This is a genomic window from Micromonospora sp. NBC_01638 (assembly GCF_045209745.1).
Lineage (GTDB): Bacteria > Actinomycetota > Actinomycetes > Mycobacteriales > Micromonosporaceae > Micromonospora.
The window spans coordinates 5,027,843-5,048,255 of record NZ_CP109273.1 but is presented as its reverse complement, the minus strand read 5'-3'; the positions used below and the strand labels follow the sequence as shown (position 1 = coordinate 5,048,255).

Here is a 20,413-nt window from a genome sequence, read left to right as displayed (position 1 = left end):
CAATCTGGACAGCCGTCGACAGGATCAGGTCAGTGGTGTCCCGGGCGGGGCGCACCTGGCGGAAACCGGCTCTAGCGTCGTCGCCGACCCCGCCGGAACGGACCGGTCCGGTCTCCCGGCGACCCACGAGGAAGGGCAGCCAACGATGAGTGAGACATCCGCAGAGTTCGGGCGCAGAGGGTTCCTGCTCGCCGCGACGGCCGTGACGGTCGCCGGCTCGCTGAGCGTCGCCGGCCAGGCGAGCGCGGCGGACGCGGGCCGCGCGGCCCCCCGGGCCCGCGAGGTACGCCGGGCCGGCCGACCGACGGTCGGGTCCCGGTCGGTCGGCCCGTTCGAAGTGACGCCACTGCTCGACGCGTCGGGGCCGTTCTTCCTTGAACGGCAGCAGGCGTTTCCCGAGGCTACGCCGCATGACTGGGAGCTGGCCCGGGCCGTCGACCCCGGCGCGTTCGGCCCAGGGGAGACGTGGCACCTGGACTTCCGCTGCTTCGCCATCCGCGGACCGCGGGACCGGCTGACGCTGGTCGACGCCGGGGTCGGCCCCGCCGACAGCCCGGCCTCCGGCTGGGCACCGGTGCCGGGCCGGCTGCCCGCCGAACTCGACCTGGCGGGGATCGATCCGGAAGATGTCGACACCGTGGTCCTGACCCACCTGCACGAGGACCACTTCGGTTGGTCGGTCGCGCCGGACGGAACGCCCATGTTCCCCAACGCGCGCTACGTGGTGCAGCGGCGGGAGGTGGTGGCCCTGACCGCCGATCAGGCCGCGATGACGTACGTCGTCAACCCGCTGCGCGCCACCGGTCAGCTTGACGAGGCGGACGGCGCCGCCCGCCTGGCCACCGCGGGCCGGGGGGCCGGCGGCTGGATCGGTGTGGTGCCGACGCCGGGCCACACCCCCGGTCACCAGTCGGTGGTCGTGGACGGGGGCGGTGCGCAGCTCATCGTCACCGGCGACGTCCTGGTGCACGCGGTGCAGCTGGTCGACCCCGGCGTGGGCTACCGGTTCGAGGCGGATCCGCAGGCGGCCCGGCGGAGCCGTCAGTGGTTGCTGGCCCACGCGCGCGCCCGCGGCGCCGTGCTGGCGACCGCCCACCTGACCCGGCCCTGGACCAGCGTCGGCTGAGGCGGCTGTCCACATTTCTTGCGGTCGGTGTCCGGATCCCTACACCCCGGCCTCATATCGATGACACATTTCATGGATGGCGAGCGGGACGCCGGATATTGGGTCGGCGACGGCACCGTCGAGGGCTCCACCGTCCGGGTGCTCTACAACCACTACCGGCGGTCCGGCCCGAACCCCCTCGACCTGAAGCTGACCGGCACCGCCCTCGCGTCGTTCGACCTGCCCGGATTGACATTGCGCTCGCTCACCCCGCTGCCGGTGGCCGACCGGATCGCCTGGGGCTCGGCCATCCTGGAGGACGGCGACACCACCTACATCTACGGCACTCGGCTGGTCAACGACTCGCGTGGGGATCGTCTCGGCCAAGGACCGCACCGACGAGCAGTCGCAGAAGTCGATCCCTCTAGGGCAGGCCCATCGGCGCCCGGGTGGGTGACCCCCGGCGTCTGGTTGATCGCCTGGTAGTCGGCGCGGACCGGCTTCTGCTCCTCCCCGGTCAGCGGGGTCGCCTGGCCCGCCAGGGCCGTGCCCTGATAGATCAGCATGACGTACTTCATCGCCTGCCGCGCTCCGCCTGTCTGACGCGGCACCCCTGCGGTACGCCGACGCCAAACAGCGTGACCAGGTACGCCTTGTGGGCGCTTGTTATCGTCACCGCGACGCCGGTGAACCCGGCGGCGAGGGGAAGGGCGGCACCATGGGGCTGATGGACAAGCTCCGGGGCGAGTTCGTCGACATCGTGGAATGGCTGGACGACAGCCGGGACACGATCGTCTGGCGTTTTCCCCGGTACCAGAACGAGATCAAGATGGGTGCCCGGCTGGTCGTCCGCGAGTCCCAGACGGCGGTGTTCGTCAACGAGGGGCAGATCGCCGACGCGTTCGCGCCCGGCACGTACACGCTGGAGACCCGGAACCTGCCCATCCTGTCCACCCTCAAGGGCTGGAAGTACGGCTTCAATTCGCCGTTCAAGGCCGAGGTGTACTTCGTCAACACCCGGCAGTTCACCGACATGAAATGGGGCACCCAGAACCCGGTGATCCTGCGGGACGCCGAGTTCGGTGTGGTCCGGGTGCGGGCCTTCGGCGCCTACGCGGCGCGGGTGGTGGACGCGCAGAGGCTCCTGCGGGAACTCGTCGGCACCGATCCGCAGTTCCGCACCGAGGAGGTACAGGAATATCTGCGCCAGCTCATCGTGGGGCGGCTCGGCGGCGCGCTGGCCACCGCGGGGGTGCCGCTGCTGGACCTCGCGGCACACCAGGACGCGATCGGCCGGCGGCTGGCCGCCGTGCTGACCGAGGAACTGGCCGAGGTCGGCATCGCGATCCCCAAGTTCGTGATCGAGAACGTCTCCGTACCGCCGGAGGTGGAGCGGGCGCTGGACAAGCGGACCAGCATGGGCGCCGTCGGAGACCTGGACCGGTTCACCCGCTACCAGGCGGCCGCCGCCATCGAGGAGGCGGCGAAGAACCCGGGCGGGGGCGCCGGGACCGGCATCGGGTTGGGCATGGGCATGGCCGCGGGCCAGCAGGTGGCCCGGGGCATGGCGGGCGCCGGCACCCCGCCGGCCGTCGAGCCGCCGCCGCTGCCCAACCAGACGCAGTGGTACGTCGGCGTCGCCGGCCAGCGGCAGGGCCCGTTCGACCTCGGCGGGCTGGCCGAGCGGGCGGCCGCGGGCACGTTGGGCCCGGACACGCTGGTGTGGCGGTCCGGCCTGGCGCAGTGGCAGCCGGCCTCGCAGGTGCCGGAGCTGGCGTCGGTGCTGGCGAGCGTCCCACCACCGTTGCCGCCGCAATGACGCCGTACGCGAGCGGGCCGCGGCGCTCCAGGGGGAGGGCGCGCTGATGAGCGACACGGCTGTCTCCCCACCGTCCTACCAGTGCGGGGGCTGCGGTGCCCGGGTCGAGTACTCACCGGGAACGACCATGCTGCGCTGCCCGTACTGCGGGCACCAGCAGCAGATCGCCGGTGCTGGCCGGGAGGTGCGCGAGCACCCGTACGCCGGGCTGGTCGCGCTGCCGCGCAAGCCGGCGGCCAGCGTCGGCGCGTACTCCTACGTGTGCCCGGGCTGTGGCGCCCGGACCGAGAGTGACGCGCTCGCCCAGCGGTGCCAGTTCTGCGCCACTCCGCTGGTGGCGGACGCCGCGGCGATCGAGCTGATCGCGCCGGAGGCGGTGCTGCCGTTCAACCTGGATCAGGCGGGTGTGTGCACCGCCCTGGGTCGGTGGTGCCGCAGCCGCTGGTTCGCGCCGAACAGTCTGAAGAAGATCAGCGAGGCGGAGACCCTCAAGGGCACCTACCTGCCGCACTGGACGTTCGACGCGCGGACCCTCTCGGACTACCGGGGCCAGCGCGGCGAGTACTACTACGTCACCGAGACGTACACGGTGACGGTGGATGGTCGGCAGGAGACGCGCACCCGGCAGGTGCGGCACACCCGGTGGTATCCGGCGAGCGGCACCGTCCGTCGGGACTTCGACGACGTGCTGGTGCCCGCCACGACGGCCCTGCCGGAGAAGAGGCTGGACCAGTTGACCCCGTGGCCACTGGCCGAGGCGGTCGCGTACCACGGGGACTACCTGGCCGGGTATCACGCCCTGCGGTACGACACCGAGCCCGAGGCGGGGCTGGCCGAGGCGAAGGCCCGGATGGCGCCGGTGATCGAGCGGGACTGCCGGTCGGACATCGGCGGTGACGAGCAGCGGGTCAACTCCGTGGACACCACCTACGCGGACGTGACCTACAAGCTGCTCCTGCTGCCGGTGTGGATCGCCGCGTACCTGCACGCCGGCCGGTCGTACCAGGTGCTGGTCAACGCCCGGACCGGCGAGGTCATCGGCGAGCGCCCGTACAGCGCAGCCAAGATCACGGCGGCGGTGCTGGCCGCGCTGGCGCTGGTCACGGCGATCGTGGTGGCGTACCTGACGAGCCGTTGAGCCGGCGGGACACCTCCCGGACTCAGCGCAAATGGACACCCCAGCTGGCGGTCGTCGAGCCACCCGGTTGGAGCCGGACCAGGTGCTCGCCGGACTGAAACGCGTTTGGTGGGCAGGTCATCGGCTCAGCACCCTGTGGGGTTCCAAACCCCTGTCACTCGGCCTGAGCTGGGTTTCTATGCGGCTCGTTCGAGGAACACTTGCTCGCCCGCGATCGCGCCGCCCTGGTCTCGCTGGCACAAATGCGGTCCAAGATCCAGGTCACACCCTCGACGGGTACGGCGACCTGGATCCAAGAGTTCCCGCCCGAGGAGCAGGTCGAATCGGCTGCAGCCCGGGTGCGGCCGCTGATCCTCAACGACGACCCGACCCACTATGGGAAGGCCCTCAAGGCCCTCGGCTACCTCCTTCACATAACAGGCGCGCCGGAGCCGGTGATGCAGAACCTGCGGGGGCTCAAGGCCGAATGGACATCGATCCAACCAAAGGGACGGGATGTTCGAGGCTACTACCTCCAGGTGTCCAAAGCGGGCTCCGGCGAGTTCGAACAGCTGACCGACAACGTCCTCGGGTTCGCGTGGATTTACGGCGACATCGTTCACGCTGACGCCGAACGACTAGACGATCTATTCCAAGGGGTAGCTGACACGAAGCGAGGGTGTCCATGATCGACGTTGCGAAGCAACGATGACCATGGAGGCCACGTGCACGTCGACAGAGACACCCTCGCCACCGCACTGTACGTGAAGATCGATGACGAGCTGAAGGCGTCACCGCAGTACGCCCGGTATCGGCCGGTGGTCGGCCTGGCCCCGCAGATCACCGACGCCGAGTTGATCACCTTGGCGGTGCTGCAGGTCCTGCTCGGCTATCCGAACGAGGCCCGGTGGGTCCGCCACGCCCGCGCTCACCTGCGGCACCTGTTCCCGTTCATGCCCAAGCAGCCCGGCTACAACAAACGGCTCCGCGCGTTGACCAGCCAGATCACCCGGCTCATCCGCGTCCTGACGCTGGACACCGACCTGTGGCAGCACCCGGTCCGTATCGCCGACTCCACCCCGGTGGAGTGCGGCCGCTCCCGGGAGACCGTGAAACGCTCGCAGCTGGCCGGCTGGGCCGGGTACGGCTACTGCGCCTCACACTCGCGCCGGTTCTGGGGACTACGCCTGCACCTCATCACCACTGTGCATGGGCTGCCCGTCGCGTTCACGCTGGCCACCCCAAAAACCGACGAGCGGGAAATGCTACTCGACCTGTTCGACCTCGACCAGCAAGGTCTACTCACCCACCCCGACGGGCTCCTACTGATCGTGGACAAGGGCTACCGTGACGCCGCGACCGAAGCCCACCTCAACGCCCGCGACGTCACCGTCATCCGGCCCGCCTACAAAGGCGAGGCGCCCCGCCCCGGCCGGCCACTGCTACGCGCGCTTCGCCAAAGCATCGAATCGGTCAACCAAACCTTCAAGAGCCAGCTTGACCTGGAACGACACGGCGGACGCACCATCACCGGCGTCACCGCCCGCGTTCTGCAGCGTGTCCTGACCCTGACCGCGACGATCTGGCACAACTGGCACACCGGCCAGCCCGTCCTCAGATCCCTGGTCGCCTACGACCACTGAGCCCTTGGAATCAATCATCTAGGCGTAAACGTGCTCGGTCCGGCCAGTCGAGAACCAAAGCGAGAGGCAGCGAGGAGACAGCGAGACGACCTTGACGGCCGAGACCAGACCACACAAGGCGGCAGAGGGGCCATGCTCCGCAGTGCAAGACGACATCGAATGTCATCGAACGATGTCCCGTAACCGCGTTCGGGACGAAGGGGTCGAACCCCGCTGGCGAGACGACCAGCGGAGCCTACATCCACAGGAGCACCGCGATGGCAGCCAGGCTGGCGGCGTCAAGGTGAGTGTCTAGCTGAGTGACTACGGGTGCGAACAAGCCGCACAACCATGGACGTCGATGCACCGCTCGCGTAGGTCAGAGGCTCAGCAACGCCAGCTCAAGGAAGCGGAATCGTTGCCTGGGGCTCAAGCGCGAGGCTTCAAGCCCCCCTGGGCGCAATGGGGCGAACAGGGCTGAGCGGGCACTCGTTCGGGGGGCGCCGCCGTTATGGCAAGGAGGCTCATCGATAATCTTTGGTGGCCTTGAGGATCTGCGGGCTGACCACGATGGCGTACCCGACGAGAAGCGCCGAGGTGAGCCCGAGCAGCAGGCCAGGTTCGGTGACCACCAGCGTCACCACGATGGCCAGCGTGATTCCCACCAGGCCAACGATGAACCGGCGCCGCGGCAGGCGACCGAGAGCGAAGCGGTGCAGACCCAACCCGCACAGCATCCACGTGACGATCGATCCGCCCAGCACGAGTCGCGCGTTGAGCGGCATCTGACGCGACTGCCCGATCTCGTACACCACTACACCCAGCGCCCAGCCTAGGAAGAGCACGGCGGCGCCAGCGGGTGAGTGGAGATAGGCGTAGCCCTGACCGCTGCCCAACTGCGGCACGGCGAGCCTGCTGTTCACGTAGGTGGTGTAGATCCACCAGATGCTGGCTGGCAGGAGGAAGGCCGCCAAGGCGGCGGCCACCACGCGGGCGGGCGGGTGGGCGGTGGGTACCGCGTCACGCAGGTTGGTCAGCGTGGCGCCGAGCAGAATGATGGTGAACTGCCCCAGCCGTTCAGGCAGGTGGGTGCTGTGTACGGGATGGCGGCGGAGCCAGCGGCGGCCGAGCCATGGGGTGAGCAGCTCGATAGTCAGGGCGGTGATCCACACTGCCGGTCGGGCGGTCGGGGAGATGGCCAGTGACCCAGCCCAGAGCAACCAGCCGGTACCGAATCCGGTGAGGTAGACGGCGACCAGATCCCGGGCGGACCGGTCTGCTGTGAGGACTCGCAGGTACATCAGGAGCAGACAGCCACGCACGATCAGGTACCCGACCGGCAACAGCAGCCCAGACGGAGCCTCCGGCACACCGAGGGTAATGGCGCCCGCGCCGCCCGTCGCGGCCAGCACGAGCAGTCGGTGCAGAGTGTCGTCCGGGTCGTAGCGGGTGTCGTAGAAGGACTGGCCGATCCATGACCACTGGATGAGCACGTAGAGCACGACGGCAACGACGAGCTCTGCTGCACTCGGCGACGCACGGGTGTCCAACCGTGCGGTCACGCCCAACAGGGCCAGGACGAATACCAGGTCGAAGAAGAGTTCAAGCCAGGTGGCGTGCCGCTCCTCGTTCAGCTCCGGCCCGCCGGGATAGCGTAGCCCCAGCAGACCGACGGTACGGGACAGCCGGGTCAACCTGCCGCCTCCAGCCAATCGCCCGCCCCCTCCCCCACGCGGTCACTACTACTGGCAATCATCACCTAACGGGTCGTATCAGGTGCCAGGACCCACCCTGCTGCACCGGTTCCTGCCGCAGCTGAGCCACCCAGCTACGCAGCGTCTCGTGGGTTGACGCCCAACCCCCGGCCCACGTCCCGGGTCCTGCGGCCGGAATCCAGCACCAGCGCTGGCACAGGCCGACGAACTCGCTGGCCGCGCACAACTCCACGGCGGTGTCGTGGGCGGTATTGGGCAACCCGTCGAGGGCGTCTAGGGATGAGGGTCGGCGGGCCCAGACATGCAGCGGGGGTAGCGCCCGCCCGACGCGTAACCAAGGGGCAGTGGGGACGGTCGGAGAAATGATCGGACACTCCTGAGCCCAGGCGTTGGCCGACATGGTGCCCGCGCGCTTTGTTAACGTGGCCATGTTGGGCCTTTGTCGCCATGTTCTCCCCCACAGACGATCTCGTGGCATACGCAACCAACGATGAAGGGGGTCTGCCACGGCCCCGGCGTTGACTCTGTTGGTTAACTCGCTGTGATCCCCGGAACGTGCTCGCCTGGCGACGACGCAGCGACTCCGCCCGGCTTCTCGCCGAGCTGGCATCCACCGGGACCCCGGTCACCCACGCCGTCCTCGACCAACTACTGCAATCACCGAGGATGGCCGCGGTCGACTACCTCCGGAAACTGCTCATCGCCACCAATGTGCTGCCCGATCGGCTGGAACCTCTTGCCCGGCTCGGGCCATGGCTCGACGCCCAACTCGCCGACCAGCCCGCCGAGCACCAACGACTCGTGCGCCCCTTCGCCCAGTGGGTCGTCCTGCGCAAGGCCCGCCGAGCCGCCATCCGCGGTCGATACACCGGCAGCTCCGCCAACGCCGACCGCGAGGACATCCGCCAGGCGCTCGTCCTTCTGTCTTGGCTCACGGAGCGCCACCTGACGATCGATGACCTCACGCAAGCTCACCTGGACGAGTTCATGGCCCTCGTCAGATCCAAGCGACGTCGAGCGGTCCGAGCGTTCACGGCCGGGACCGCCGCCCGCCGGATCACTCCAGAGCTGATCATCGCCCGTCGTCGTGACGACACCCCTTCGCGGTTCATCGCCGAAGAACACCATCTCGATCTGCTGCGACGCTGCCTCACCACCGGCGGACCCGCGCCGCTCGACGTGAAGGTCGCCGGCAGCCTCATCCTGCTCTACGGCGTGCGCCTGTCGAAGATCCATAGCCTGACCATCGACCGGCTGAGCCGGGACAACCGAGGCACCTACCTAGCGATCGACTCCGTGGCGGTGCTGCTGCCACCGAACCTCGCGCAGCTCGTCGACCAACTCATCGCGGAACCACCACGTACGTTCGGTCTGCGGCCCACCACTCCGGCGCTGACGACCTACCTGTTTCCCGGCCGACCGCCGACTCGGCCCATCGGTCCAGCCACCCTCGGCGCCCGGCTCCGGCGGCACGGCATCCCCGTCGGTGCCGCCCGCAACACCGCTCTGATCGCCCTCGCGGCCGAACTGCCCGCAGCCGTGATCGCTGACCTCTTCGGGCTCACCTACAAGACCGCCAGCGCCTGGAGCAGCTACGCACAAGCCGACTGGACCGCCTACCTCAACAGCCGGACCGTCCCGTAAACCCTCGTTTCCGGGACACTTCTACCACGCTGCGAGACTTTGGCATCGCCCACGCCCAGCCCTCGACCGACTCGTGCGGGCGGTCCGGACTCACACGCCGTACGACGCTGCGGCCTATGCAGATCATCGTTATAGTGTCTGTCGTGCAGGAGCCCACGTTTCTCGTCCTCACCGTGCTCGCCGGTGCGCCGTTGCACGGGTACGGGATCATGCGCGCGATCGAGGAGGTCTCCGGCGGAACCGTCACCATCCGGCCGGGCACTCTTTATGCCGCGCTGGACCGACTGACACTGGAGGGCCTGGTCGAGGTGGCCTACGAAGACGAGTGGGCCCATGGCCGAATCCGCCGCCATTACCGGCTGACCTTGGACGGGGCGGGCGCGCTGCACGACGAGGCGCAGCGCCGTCGCGAACTCGCCGTCATCGCCATTCGCCGCCTCGATGCCGTTCCGGGCATCGCCGGCAGCGGCCTTCTCAACCCGCCCTGAACTGGAGGAACGCGGCGTTGTCTCAAGAAGAATCAGACCGGCTGGCGCGCCGCTACCGGCGCCTGTTGCTGGCCTACCCCCGCTGGCATCGGTCGTTGTATGGCGCCGACATGCTCACTGCGTTGCTCGACGGCGCCGCTCACGGGCGGGCGAACCCTCGGGAGGCCGCCGCCGTGGTCCTTGACGGTGTGTGGTGCCGGTTGCGCGTGCGCGGTGTCGCCGCACTCCTGCTCGCGGTGGCGTTGAGCCTGGTCGGCGGCAGCGCCGCGGCGGCCGCGGCGGGGTGGCTCGGCTGGCAGGCGAGGGCGGCGCCGCTGCCCAGCATCGATCAGGCGACCGTGCTCGCCGCGCCGGTCCTGCCGACCGGCCAGCCCGACGACGTCGTGCGGCACACCGGGTTGATCCGCCCCACGGAGTCGGCGATCGACGCCATCGCGGTCCCACTTCTCGGCAGCCCGGAAATCGAGGCGAGCGGCGTCTACCTGACCTACACCAGACCGGTACGCAATCGCGCGGCCGCGTTCACGACCGCGTCGAACCGCCTACACGATGGCGGATGGCGCACCAGGATTGACGACGGTCGCCTGATCGCTGAGCGGTCCGGCATGCGGATCACGGTCCTACACGCCGGCCGCGACGGCGTCACCGAAGACGTGGTCGTCTCCATCTATCCCACGCCACCCCGCGAGGCGTACCACCTCGCCTGGCTCGGCGCGGCCGCCGGCATCCTGCTCGGGTGGCTTGCCACGGCCGCGGCCATCGCCCGCAGCCGGCGGCGGCCACCCACCGTCCGACCGTTCGCCACCGTCCTGGCAGTGGCCGGCGTCATTACGGCCGTCCCCGCTGGCCTACTCAACATCACCGCGCTGGTCATCGCCGACACCGACGCGTACGCGGCACCCCCATGGCTCGGCTACCACTTCGCCCTCGCCCGCCCCGCCGCAGCGCTTTCGGCGCTACTGCTCACCGGCGCCTGGGCGCTGACCAGAAACGGCCACCGGCGGGCACAGGCTGCCGTCCTCGCTCCCGCAGCAGGCGCAGCCCACAACAACAGCTGAAGGTCCAGACCGACCAACCCGCGAACACACGCGCCCAGCAGCACCTCGCCCTTCGCGTTGTTCTCGGGCTGGGAGCTACAGCCGGCTCAGCCCAACCACCCCTCGACCAACCGCTCAGCGTTGCTTTTTCGCTGGAAGCTACAACCGCCGCGTATTCGATCTGATGCGAATACAAGACAGTCTGCGTGCGAGCCGTGGCCGAAGTTCGCGCTGCTGGTCGCGTTAGTAGCGGTTTCGGCGACTGTAGACCTCGTGAACGCTGACCTGCGCGTTGACAAGCGGGTCGCATTAGATGCGAAGATCTCGCATCTAATGCGAGTGGCGGGAGGTCATGGTCCGTGGACAGTGTTCCGGCGTACCGCCACGTCGGACACCGCCATCGCCGGGGTGCCGGTACGGGCCGGGGACAAGGTGGTGGTCTCGTTCACGTCCGCCAACCGCGACGAGCGCGTCTTCGCCGACCCCGAGCGGCTTGACCTCACCCGCAACCCCAACCCGCACCTCGTCTTCGGCCACGGACCGCACTTCTGCCTCGGCGCGCACCTGGCCCGGTGCCAGCTACGTGCGCTGTTCAAGGCGCTGCTCGCGCACCGCGAGCATCACGTACGCGGGCGCACCCGCTACCGGGTCGCGGGCTAGTGCTCCGCCTTTCAGGGCGGGGGTGAAGGTCCGTGCTGGGAGGGCCGCCAAGGCCCGAGTAGTGCCTTAGACCGGGCGGTTCTGCTGCTCGATGTACTGACGCACGGTGCTCAGCGGTGCTCCGCCCATGGAGCCCGCGGAGTACGCGCCTGACCAGAGCTTGTTGGCCCGGTAGTAGTGACGCGCGAGTTCGGGGAACTCCTGGCGCGTCCGCCGACTCGACACGCCCTTGAGGGAGTTGACCAGCTTCGCCAGGGCCGCCTTGGGCGGGAAGTTGACGGGTCTACCAGTGCGGATGCCTTCAAGATCTGCCATAGACCAACATGGGACACTCGGTCTCGTGCAGCTTCGTTACAACTTCCGGGTCTATCCGGACGCCGTTCAGCGCACCGCGTTGGCGAGAGCGTTCGGGTGTGCCCGGGTGGTGTTCAACGACGGGCTGCGTCTGCGTCAGCAGGCACGCGAGGCTGGCGAGGAGTACGTCTCGGACGCCGACCTGTCCAAGCGGGTCATCACCCAGGCCAAGGACACCCTGGAACGGGCGTGGTTGGGTCAGGTGTCCGCCGTGGTCTTGCAGCAGGCACTCGCGGATCTGAACGTGGCGTACCGTAACTTTTTCTCCTCGGTCACCGGCAAGCGCAAGGGCCGCAAGGTGGCACCGCCGCGGTTCCGGTCCCGCAAGGACAACCGGCAAGCAATCCGGTTCACCAGGAACAGCCGGTTCAAGGTCCTCGACAACGGTCGACTTCGGCTGCCAAAGATCGGCGATGTGCCGGTTCGGTGGTCGCGCGGCCTGCCGTCCGAGGCCAGCTCGGTCACGGTGATCCGGGACGCGGCCGGGCGGTACTTCGCCTCGTTCGTCGTCCACACCACCGACGCGCCGCTCCCGGAGACGGACTCCGAGATCGGTATCGACCTGGGCCTGACCCACTTCGCGGTCATGTCCGACGGCACGAAGGTGACCGCACCGAAGTTCCTGCGCCGCGCGGCCCGCAAGCTCAAGCGGTTGCAGCAAGACCTGTCCCGCAAGACCAAGGGCAGCAACCGCCGCAAGAAGGCCGTGGTCAAGGTCGCCCGCGCTCATGCGCGGGTGGCCGACACCCGACGGGACTGGCAGCACAAGCTCTCGACATCGATCATCCGCGACAACCAAGCGGTGTACGTCGAGGACCTGTGCGTGGTCGGTCTCGGCAGGACCCGGCTCGCGAAGTCCGTGCACGATGCGGGGTGGGCCAGTTTCACCGGCATGCTGGAGTACAAGGCTGCCCGGTACGGGCGCACGTTCGCCCGGGTGGACAGGTTCTTCCCGTCGACCCGGATGTGCTCCGACTGTGGCCGGGTCAACGACAAGTTAACGCTGAACGTCCGAGCGTGGGACTGCCCGTGCGGCGCAGCCCACGACCGGGACGTCAACGCCGCGAAGAATGTCAAGGCCGCCGGACAGGCGGACTTCAACGACCGTGGAGCGCAGGTAAGACCAGCATCCGTGCTGGCACCGCGCGGCGAAGCGGTAACCCACCCGGACGCCGCGTGTTCCACGCGCAGCGTGGAGGGAATCTCCGTCCTTTAGGACGGCGAGGATGTCAACTGCGCTCGAACTTCCAGCGCGGCGTGAAGCGCCTGCCGATCAGCTGGGTGGTGCCGGAGGGAATCGGCCATCCGTCGGCCCGTGGGTGATCGATGCGTAGCCGTCTGGGCCTGGTGACGGCGACGGACATGGGGCACGATGGCTATTCACTTCTGCGCAGCTCAAGCTGAATGGGTACGTGAATCATGGTCCTGTCTCGTCGCCTGATCATTATGGGTGTGGTAGCCACGGTCGTCGTCGGCTCGGGCGTGGCCGTCGCCCTGTGGCCCGACAGCGATCCGCCGTACCGTCCGCCGAGCGCGCACGCGGTCCAGCCGGGCGCGCCGGGCCAACCGGGCAAATCACTGTCAGGAAACGAGGTGTCTCAGCTCGCGCCGCCGGGGTTCACCGCGGCCGACACCCTGTTCATTCAGGGGATGATCCCGCATCATGCTCAGGCGCTGGAGATGACCGCACTCCTCAAGGGCCGTACCACCAACCCGGACCTGACGTTGCTCGCCAAGCGGATCGACGTGTCGCAACGTGACGAGATCGCGCTGATGCAACGGTGGCTCGAGGAGCGGAGCGTGCCGACCATGGGGCCGGGCGCGGGTCATGTTAGCCACGACAAGCTGATGCCCGGGATGCTGAGCGTCGAGCAGTTCGGCCAGCTCAAGCAGGCGCGCGCCGCGGAGTTCGACCGGCTCTTCCTCACGTTCATGATCGGTCACCATCAGGGCGCGCTGGCGATGGTGGAGGAGCTCTACGCGACGGGTGGTGGGCTCGAGCCGGCGAGCGATCAGTTCGCCCGTGAGGTCAACGCCGACCAGAGCATCGAGATCCAGCGGATGCAGGAGCTACTGGCCAAGATGCGCTGACACCCGGTTGACGGGAAAGTGAAGGGCACCTCGACTCGATGGCTTCGAGTCGAGGTGCCCTTCAATCAGGGATGGGTCAGAGCGATTCCGCCAGCTTCAGGACCGCCGTCTTCAGCGCCTGGTGCTCGGGAGCACCGAGCTTGTTGGAAAGTGCCCGCAACTGCGCCTCAGCAGCGGACCGCTTGCCGTCGGCCGCGAACTCCTCGGCCCGTGCCAGGAACTTGTCGACCTGAGAATTCAGCGGGTGGCCGATGGCCCCGGCACGCACCAGCTGGTCGTAGTGCGCACGCGCGACCGCGAAGCTCGGCGTCCAGGTGATCTTCGGCTGGCCCTGGGCGTTGAACTGGTCGAGCCGCACCTCCTCGGCAGCCTGGATCTCCGCCTTCGACAGGTACTGACTGGGCTTCAGCTTGAACACGTCGAAACCGCGGGCGATCTCGTTGCCGTAGAGGTTGCCGTTGTACCAGTACGCCGACCAGAACCCGGCGAGCACGAGCGCGTTCGGGTTGACCGGCCCGCGGTCAAAGAACGCGATTTCGCGCGGGTTGGCCGAGTCGGTGAAGTCGAACACCGAGATGCCGCCCTGGTACCAGGCCTGCATCATGATGTCGCGGCCGGGCACCGGGATCAGCGATCCGTTGTGCGCGACGCAGTTCTCCTGCAGCGACTGGGGGACCGGGAGCTTGTAGTAGCTGGCGAACTTCATCTTCCGGTTTGCGATGTCGAAGATCGCGTTGGCGCCCCACTCCGGCTGGTCGGTGTCACGGCAACGAGCGCCGCTACCACCGCCCCACTCGTCGGTGAAGATGACCTTGGTGCCGTCGTTGTTGAACGTCGCCGAGTGCCAGTACGCGAAGTTCGGGTCGGACACCTCGTCGATCCGGCGGGGGTTCGCCGGGTCCGAGATGTCGATCAGGATGCCGTTGCCCTGGCAGGCGCCGGCGGCCAGCCCGATCTCCGGGTACGCGGTGATGTCGTGGCAGGCGTTGGTGTTCGGCGTGGGCGACCAGGTCGCCCCCGACGGGTGCCGGGGCGTCTGCGGCCCGTTCTGCAGGCCGTCGATCCGGCCCGTCCCGGGGTCCGCGAAGAGCCTCGGCTGGTTCACGACGGCGGCCTGCTGAGGCGCCGCCACCGGCACCTTGATGACTTCGATCCGCCACCGCGACGGGTTCTCGCCGTCCGCGAGGTTGTTGTTGCAGCCTTCCATCGTCGTCGCCGGGCGCACCGAGGCCGTGCCCGAGACGTAGACGTAGACGTTGGCAGGGTCCTTCGGGTCGGCCACCACGGTGTGCGTGTGCGAGCCGCGGCAGAGCTGAACGGCCGCGACCTGCACCGGGTTGAGCACGTTGCTGATGTCGAAGACCCGGACGCCCTGGAACCGGGTGCCGACGTTGGGGTTGGTGCCGCAGTCGACCCGCCCGCGGGTCTCCTCCACGGACATGAAGAGGAGGTTGCCGTGGACCGACAGGTCACCCTGTCCACCCGGGCACACGACGCTGGTGACCAGCGTCGGGTCGGCGGGCTTGGAGACGTCGATGATGTTGAACCCGTTGTAGTTGCCCGTGAACGCGTACTTGCCGCCGAAGCCGAAGTCCGAGTTGTAGAAGCCGCCGTTGCCGGGGTTCGCCGGGTCGACCATACCCGCCGGCTTGTCGCGGTGCGCCAGGTGCTCCAGGTTGCTGATCGCGGACTGCGCGTCCAGCCAGCCGCCGCCGAGGCCGATCCGGGGATCGGGCTCCGCTGCTGACGCCGCGCCGGGCAGCACGCCGACCATGAGTAACCCTGCGGCGAGCACGCCGAGCGCCTGCCGCCCCCTACCCGACCTAAAACCCAATCGATGCTTCATTTGCCGCCTTCCGATCGAAAGACCCCGACGCGACGCCCGGATGGTGAGAGGCGCGTCGTGTGAGTTGAGTAAGGACCGTATCGGCGATCGGTCATTGGTCAAGGAGTCCGCGGGATATGCAGGCATTTGCGTAAGTGAACTGGTGCGCGACTGCCGCTTGGAATGCCGTCGGTTCGCCCCAAAACCATCGGCGCGGGAGATCCACCTCATCTCCGTCCTACCGGGACGGCACGATACAATACGGACCGACCCGGCCCGATCGTCGCATGACGACTCATCTGGGGCCCGCGATCGTCGTCCCCCTGCACCGCCGGCGACCGTGACTCACGGTACCGGGACCGGAGGCACTCCACCGTCACCGACCGCCGCCGGTCGCTCTCACTCCCGTAGCTCTGTTTCCGGCCAGGGCTCTCGCGGCCTCCGCCAGGAAAGGCGTCTGCACGTCAGGCGCGACCGGAGGGGCCGCAACAGGCGTAGGAGCTGCTGATCGAATTGTTCCGCCACTCGTCGGATGATCGGTCCACAAGCCGCACCGTAGCGTCGGTGCCATTCACCTCGCACCGGTTCGATTACTGAACGTAATCGCCGGGGTGAGCGCCGCGGATCCGCGCGGCGGGTCGCTGCGGCGGTCGCGAATCGGCGCTCCACGCTGTCCTGTCCAACCCCCGAAGGGAGCAGCGGTGCCCCTACATCCGCGTTTGTCCCGTGGTCGCCGCAACGCCGCGTTGCTGCTGTCCACAACGCTTGTTGCGTCCATGACCTCGTTGCCCGCGAGAGCGGCCTGGGCCGATCCTGGCAAGGCCGGCCCGGCGAACCCGATTTTCCTGACCGGCCCCAACGAAGGCGCGCCGAACGAGATCGCCGCCAACTACCTGCGGGCGCATCCGGCCGACTTCGGGGTCCGTGCCACGGATCTCGCCGACCTGGCGGTGGCATCCAGCTACACCAGCCGCCACAACGGAGTGACCCACGTCAACCTGGCCCAGCGCCACAAGGACCTCGAAGTCTTCGGCGCCACCGCCACCGTCAACATCGCCCGCGACGGCAGCGTCATCCTCGTCGGCGACACCCTGCTACCCGGACTGTCCGACAAGGCCACCGGCACCGCCACCCTCGACGCCGTCGACGCCGTCGAAGCCGCCGCCGACGCCCTCAACCTGGCCGACCCCGCCAACCCGAAGGTGATGAGCCGCACCGGCGGCACCGCCCAACGCACCATCGTCTCCGGCAGCGGCATCTCCGACCAGCCCATCCCCGCCAAACTCGGCTGGCAACAAACCGACAAGGGACTCCGCCTCGCCTGGCAACTGGTCATCGACGACTCCTCCGACACCCACCTCTGGAACGCCACCGTCGACGCCGAAACCGGCAAACTACTCAACGCCGACGACTGGACCACCCACGAGGAGGTCGAGGAGGTCGCGAGCAACCTAAACCGCAGCGCGCCGAACCGGTCGACGACGCTGAACAGCGCCGCCTTCGGCTCACGCAACCCGGTCCAGGACGGGTCGAGCTACCAGGTCTTCGCCGGGCCGGCCGAGAGCCCGAACGACGGGCCACGGACCCTGGTGACCAACCCGGCGGACGGAACCGCCTCGCCGCACGGCTGGCACGACACCGACGGCGCCCCCGGTGCCGAGCACACCACCACCCAGGGCAACAACGTCCACGCCTACCAGGACCAGGACAACAACAACGCGGTCGACTTCGGCAGCAGCCCGGACGGCGGGGCCAACCTGTCCTTCAACTTCCCGCTCGACCTGGCCGAGCACGCGCAGAGCTACCGGGACGCGGCGACCGCCAACCTCTTCTACTGGAACAACATCATCCACGACGTCACGTACCAGTACGGCTTTGACGAGGTGTCGGGGAACTTCCAGGCGAACAACTACGGGCGTGGCGGGAACGGCGGCGACTACGTCCGTGGCGAGGCGGCCGACGGTGCTGGCACCAACAACGCGAACTTCTCCACCCCGGCCCTCGACGGTGGCGCCCCGCGGATGCAGATGTACCTCTGGCCGGGTACCCAGTTCGGCAGCCCGAACCAGGTCGTCGTGGACGGCGTGGGCTCGTTCGACGCGTCCTGGTCGCGGTTCTCTCCGGCGCCCTCGGTGGCTGGCCTGGCCGGGCACCGGTTCGTGTACGCCGGCACGGGCTGCACCACGGCGGCGTACCCCGGCACGTTGCCGGCCGGCGCGTGGATCAGCGTGGTCGACGGCGGCACCACCGCCTGCACCTACCTTCAGCGGGCCCAGGTCGCCCAGTCCGTCGGCGCCAAGGCGGTGGTGGTCGCCCACAACGCCAGCGGTAGCGCGCCGGTGCTGACCGGGGCCATGACGACCGCGCCGGTCACCATCCCGGCGGTCGCCGTGACCCAGGCCGACGGGAACGCCATCAAGGCCGCCATCGCCGCGGGCGATGTCACCGGTTCGCTGCGCAAGCACCCGAACCACCCGGGCATCCGGGACGGTGACTTCGACGCCGGCGTGATCATCCACGAGTACACCCACGGCATCTCCAACCGGCTGACCGGTGGCCCGACGGTCAACTGCCTGACCGGCACCGAGCAGATGGGCGAGGGCTGGAGCGACTACGTCGCGCTCACCATGCTGCTCGACCCGAAGTTCGACACCGCCGACGGCCAGCGCGGCATGGGGCCGTACGTCCTGTTCCAGGACGACCGGCACGGCGGCGGCATCCGGCCGCGGCCGTACTCGCGGAACATGGAGACCCAGCCGTTCACCTACGACAGCATCAAGACCGGTGGCTGGCTGAACGGCACCTCCCTGGCCGCGCCGCACGGCATCGGCCACGGCTGGACCTCCGTGCTGTGGGACATGACCTGGAACCTGATCGACCGGCACGGGTTCAACCCGAACATCTACGAGCCGTGGAACACCGGCGGCAACAACCTCGCCATGCAACTGGTCATGGATGGGCTGAAGATGCAGGGCTGCGCTCCCGGCTTCGTCACCGCCCGCAACGCGATCATCGCCTCGGACGCCGCCCTCACCGGCGGTGAGAACGCCTGCATCATCTGGAGTTCGTTCGCCCGCCGCGGTGTCGGCTACAGCGCCGTGCAGGGCACGACCGCCCGCGACGACAACAGCGAGGCATTCGACACCCACCCGTCCTGCCGCGGCGACTTCGTCGGCCGGACCGCACAGCCGGCACTGAACACCGTCACCGCCGGTGCCGCCGCCCCGATGAAGTTCAAGCTGGCCACCAACCGCGGCCTGGACATCCTCGCCAGCGGCTCGCCGTACTCGCGGCTGGTCGACTGCAACACCCTCAAGACCGTCAACCCCGACGGCTCAATCACCCCCCGACCCACCCCGGTCGCCGCCCACAACCCCGGCGGATCACACATGTCCGCCAACGCCAACGGCCAGTACAACTACCCGTGGAAGACCGACCCCGCCTGGGCCGGCACCTGCCGCGAGTTCGTCCTCACCCTCGACAACGGATTCCAACACCGCGCCTACTTCAAGTTCACCCGCTGAGCCGTAACACCGGCACCAGCCAACGCCGGAGGGAGCGTCCCGACCACGGAACGCTCCCTCCGGTTCGTGCAGTTGGTGCTTGTCGCCGACATCGCGCACCGGTTATCGGCGATGCGACCTCGAGGCGATGACAGCGGCGACGTGGAGGCCCTCCTCGACAAGCAGTGCGAGCGCCTCAGGGACGAGGGCCTGCTCGACGTCGGCGCAGAGGGGAGGCGGGGGAAGAAGAAAGCCATCGTTGCTGTCGGCCGATCCATCCTGGTCATCGTGTGGCAGCTACTGGCCACCGAACAGGCCACCTTCACCGATCTTGGCCCGGACTACTACGACAGCCGCGGCGGCACCCAACGCGCCGTCCGCAACCACATCCGCAGCCTGCAAGCCCTCGGCTACCAGGTCACCCTTCAAGCCGCCGCCTAACCTGACCACCAAGATCTATCCCGGCTTCGCTGCGCTCCGCCGGGAGCTACCGCCCGCCCACTCACGATTCATTTTCGAGCTAGGAGGGCGGGCCGGTGCCGGTCACCGTGCAGATGTCGGCAGGTGGGCCGGCGACTTCCGACACCTGAAGGACCGGCGCCCACCGGCGGATCAGCCAGGGCGGGCCCCGGAAGCCGGTTCGGCCGTTGCCGCGAGGGCCCGCAGCACGTCCCGGCGCACCCGGTCGACGGCAGGCCCGGACAGGGGTCCGCGCGGTGGGCGGCACCGCCCGCCGAACCGCCCGGCGCACTCCATGGCGAGCTTGACGGCCTGCATGGCTTCCGGCCGGGAGGCCCAACCGAGGATCGGATGCAGCTCGGCGTAGAGCGGCAGCGCCCGGCCCAGGTCGCGGGCGACGCACAGCTCGTACAGGTGCACGGCCTGGTGGGGCAACGCGTTGGGCAGGGTAGCGACCCATCCCGTGGCACCACACAGCACCAGTTCAAGCACCACGTCGTCGGCGCCGACCAGCACGTCAACGTGCGGGCAGAGGTCCCGCAGGCGATGCAACCTGCGTACGTCGCCGGTGACCTCCTTGACCGCGACGATCCCGTCGATCTCGGCGACGGTCGCCAGCAGGTCCGGCGTAAGGTCCAGCCGGGTGTCGTACGGTTCGTTGTGGGCGACCACCGGCAGGCCGACCGCCGCCACGTCCCGGTAGTGGGCGACCACGTCGGCGGCGCGGGCGGCGGGCCCGTCAGGTGGCCGCGCGAGCACGCCGTGGGCACCGGCCTCGGCGGCCTGCTCCGCCCAGCGGCGGGCCTGCCTGCTGCCGTAGCCGCCGACGCCGGGCACCACCGCGCAGCCGGACGGCGCGGCCTGCACCACGGCGGCCCGCTCGTCGTCGGAGAGGGCCCGGTACTCCCCCATCGACGCACGGCGCGACCCCGTGGCACCCCTCGGCGGCGAGCCAACGGACGTGTTCCTGGAGC

At 68.8% G+C, this 20,413-nt stretch carries 18 protein-coding genes; 14 read left to right on the top strand and 4 right to left on the bottom strand.

The genetic code is table 11. The features are described from left to right. Positions 1-145 precede the first annotated feature (145 nt). From OG811_RS23655 to OG811_RS23630, 6 genes are all read left to right on the top strand, one after another. Positions 146-1,126, top strand: a complete 981-nt coding sequence (locus OG811_RS23655) for an MBL fold metallo-hydrolase (protein WP_406068763.1) — start codon at positions 146-148, stop codon at positions 1,124-1,126. 60 nt (positions 1,127-1,186) lie between these two features. Further along, entirely contained in the window at positions 1,187-1,591 is a 405-nt protein-coding gene (locus OG811_RS23650; RefSeq protein ID WP_406068761.1) for a hypothetical protein, read from the top strand. Positions 1,592-1,823: 232 nt separating this feature from the next. Beyond that, positions 1,824-2,924, top strand: coding sequence for an SPFH domain-containing protein (locus tag OG811_RS23645; protein WP_406068760.1), 1,101 nt, complete (start codon positions 1,824-1,826; stop codon positions 2,922-2,924). A gap of 46 nt (positions 2,925-2,970) precedes the next feature. Continuing rightward, positions 2,971-4,062 (top strand): hypothetical protein, encoded by a 1,092-nt coding sequence (locus OG811_RS23640; protein ID WP_406068759.1) that lies wholly within the window; start codon positions 2,971-2,973, stop codon positions 4,060-4,062. A gap of 242 nt (positions 4,063-4,304) precedes the next feature. Beyond that, positions 4,305-4,730, top strand: a complete 426-nt coding sequence (locus tag OG811_RS23635; RefSeq protein ID WP_406068757.1) for a hypothetical protein — start codon at positions 4,305-4,307, stop codon at positions 4,728-4,730. A gap of 36 nt (positions 4,731-4,766) precedes the next feature. Then, positions 4,767-5,684, top strand: coding sequence for an IS982 family transposase (locus OG811_RS23630; protein ID WP_406068756.1), 918 nt, complete (start codon positions 4,767-4,769; stop codon positions 5,682-5,684). A gap of 503 nt (positions 5,685-6,187) precedes the next feature. Here OG811_RS23630 and OG811_RS23625 read toward each other — a convergent pair. Then, on the bottom strand, positions 6,188-7,357 hold the full coding sequence (locus tag OG811_RS23625; protein WP_406068755.1) for a low temperature requirement protein A: 1,170 nt from the start codon (positions 7,355-7,357) through the stop codon (positions 6,188-6,190). A gap of 576 nt (positions 7,358-7,933) precedes the next feature. Here OG811_RS23625 and OG811_RS23620 point away from each other — a divergent pair. From OG811_RS23620 to OG811_RS23605, 4 genes are all read left to right on the top strand, one after another. Next, positions 7,934-9,022: a hypothetical protein gene (locus OG811_RS23620; protein WP_406068753.1), complete on the top strand. Its 1,089-nt coding sequence runs from the start codon at positions 7,934-7,936 to the stop codon at positions 9,020-9,022. 143 nt (positions 9,023-9,165) lie between these two features. Then, positions 9,166-9,510, top strand: a complete 345-nt coding sequence (locus OG811_RS23615) for a PadR family transcriptional regulator (protein WP_406068751.1) — start codon at positions 9,166-9,168, stop codon at positions 9,508-9,510. 110 nt (positions 9,511-9,620) lie between these two features. After that, on the top strand, positions 9,621-10,568 hold the full coding sequence (locus OG811_RS23610; protein WP_406068750.1) for a hypothetical protein: 948 nt from the start codon (positions 9,621-9,623) through the stop codon (positions 10,566-10,568). 345 nt (positions 10,569-10,913) lie between these two features. Next, positions 10,914-11,207, top strand: coding sequence for a cytochrome P450 (locus OG811_RS23605; RefSeq protein ID WP_406068749.1), 294 nt, complete (start codon positions 10,914-10,916; stop codon positions 11,205-11,207). 66 nt (positions 11,208-11,273) lie between these two features. Here the strand turns inward: OG811_RS23605 and tnpA are convergent, their stop codons facing one another. Next, complete coding sequence (gene tnpA, locus OG811_RS23600; RefSeq protein ID WP_406068748.1) at positions 11,274-11,522, bottom strand: IS200/IS605 family transposase; 249 nt, start codon at positions 11,520-11,522, stop codon at positions 11,274-11,276. A gap of 25 nt (positions 11,523-11,547) precedes the next feature. Here tnpA and OG811_RS23595 point away from each other — a divergent pair, with 25 nt between their 5' ends. Together OG811_RS23595 and OG811_RS23590 are read left to right on the top strand one after the other, a co-directional pair. Then, complete coding sequence (locus tag OG811_RS23595; RefSeq protein WP_406067995.1) at positions 11,548-12,777, top strand: RNA-guided endonuclease InsQ/TnpB family protein; 1,230 nt, start codon at positions 11,548-11,550, stop codon at positions 12,775-12,777. 203 nt (positions 12,778-12,980) lie between these two features. Continuing rightward, positions 12,981-13,652, top strand: a complete 672-nt coding sequence (locus OG811_RS23590; RefSeq protein ID WP_406068747.1) for a DUF305 domain-containing protein — start codon at positions 12,981-12,983, stop codon at positions 13,650-13,652. Positions 13,653-13,728: 76 nt separating this feature from the next. Here the strand turns inward: OG811_RS23590 and OG811_RS23585 are convergent, their stop codons facing one another. Further along, on the bottom strand, positions 13,729-15,498 hold the full coding sequence (locus OG811_RS23585; protein ID WP_406068746.1) for an LVIVD repeat-containing protein: 1,770 nt from the start codon (positions 15,496-15,498) through the stop codon (positions 13,729-13,731). A 755-nt stretch (positions 15,499-16,253) separates the two neighbouring features. Here OG811_RS23585 and OG811_RS23580 point away from each other — a divergent pair. Both OG811_RS23580 and OG811_RS23575 read left to right on the top strand, forming a co-directional pair. Beyond that, positions 16,254-19,001, top strand: a complete 2,748-nt coding sequence (locus tag OG811_RS23580; RefSeq protein ID WP_406068744.1) for a M36 family metallopeptidase — start codon at positions 16,254-16,256, stop codon at positions 18,999-19,001. A 75-nt stretch (positions 19,002-19,076) separates the two neighbouring features. Next, positions 19,077-19,421: a hypothetical protein gene (locus tag OG811_RS23575; RefSeq protein WP_406068742.1), complete on the top strand. Its 345-nt coding sequence runs from the start codon at positions 19,077-19,079 to the stop codon at positions 19,419-19,421. Positions 19,422-19,592: 171 nt separating this feature from the next. Here OG811_RS23575 and OG811_RS23570 read toward each other — a convergent pair whose 3' ends face one another. Then, positions 19,593-20,351: a dihydrodipicolinate synthase family protein gene (locus tag OG811_RS23570; RefSeq protein WP_406068741.1), complete on the bottom strand. Its 759-nt coding sequence runs from the start codon at positions 20,349-20,351 to the stop codon at positions 19,593-19,595. Positions 20,352-20,413: the final 62 nt, after the last annotated feature.

Excerpts from the sequence above, each read along its gene's own strand:
- OG811_RS23655 (WP_406068763.1), top strand. The coding sequence starts at position 146 with ATGAGTGAGACATCCGCAGAGTTCGGGCGCAGAGGGTTCCTGCTCGCC.
- OG811_RS23650 (WP_406068761.1), top strand. The coding sequence starts at position 1,187 with ATGACACATTTCATGGATGGCGAGCGGGACGCCGGATATTGGGTCGGC.
- OG811_RS23645 (WP_406068760.1), top strand. The coding sequence starts at position 1,824 with ATGGGGCTGATGGACAAGCTCCGGGGCGAGTTCGTCGACATCGTGGAA.
- OG811_RS23640 (WP_406068759.1), top strand. The coding sequence starts at position 2,971 with ATGAGCGACACGGCTGTCTCCCCACCGTCCTACCAGTGCGGGGGCTGC.
- OG811_RS23635 (WP_406068757.1), top strand. The coding sequence starts at position 4,305 with ATGCGGTCCAAGATCCAGGTCACACCCTCGACGGGTACGGCGACCTGG.
- OG811_RS23610 (WP_406068750.1), top strand. The coding sequence starts at position 9,621 with ATGCTCACTGCGTTGCTCGACGGCGCCGCTCACGGGCGGGCGAACCCT.
- tnpA (WP_406068748.1), bottom strand. The coding sequence starts at position 11,522 with ATGGCAGATCTTGAAGGCATCCGCACTGGTAGACCCGTCAACTTCCCG.
- OG811_RS23590 (WP_406068747.1), top strand. The coding sequence starts at position 12,981 with ATGGTCCTGTCTCGTCGCCTGATCATTATGGGTGTGGTAGCCACGGTC.
- OG811_RS23585 (WP_406068746.1), bottom strand. The coding sequence starts at position 15,498 with ATGAAGCATCGATTGGGTTTTAGGTCGGGTAGGGGGCGGCAGGCGCTC.
- OG811_RS23580 (WP_406068744.1), top strand. The coding sequence starts at position 16,254 with ATGACCTCGTTGCCCGCGAGAGCGGCCTGGGCCGATCCTGGCAAGGCC.
- OG811_RS23570 (WP_406068741.1), bottom strand. The coding sequence starts at position 20,351 with ATGGGGGAGTACCGGGCCCTCTCCGACGACGAGCGGGCCGCCGTGGTG.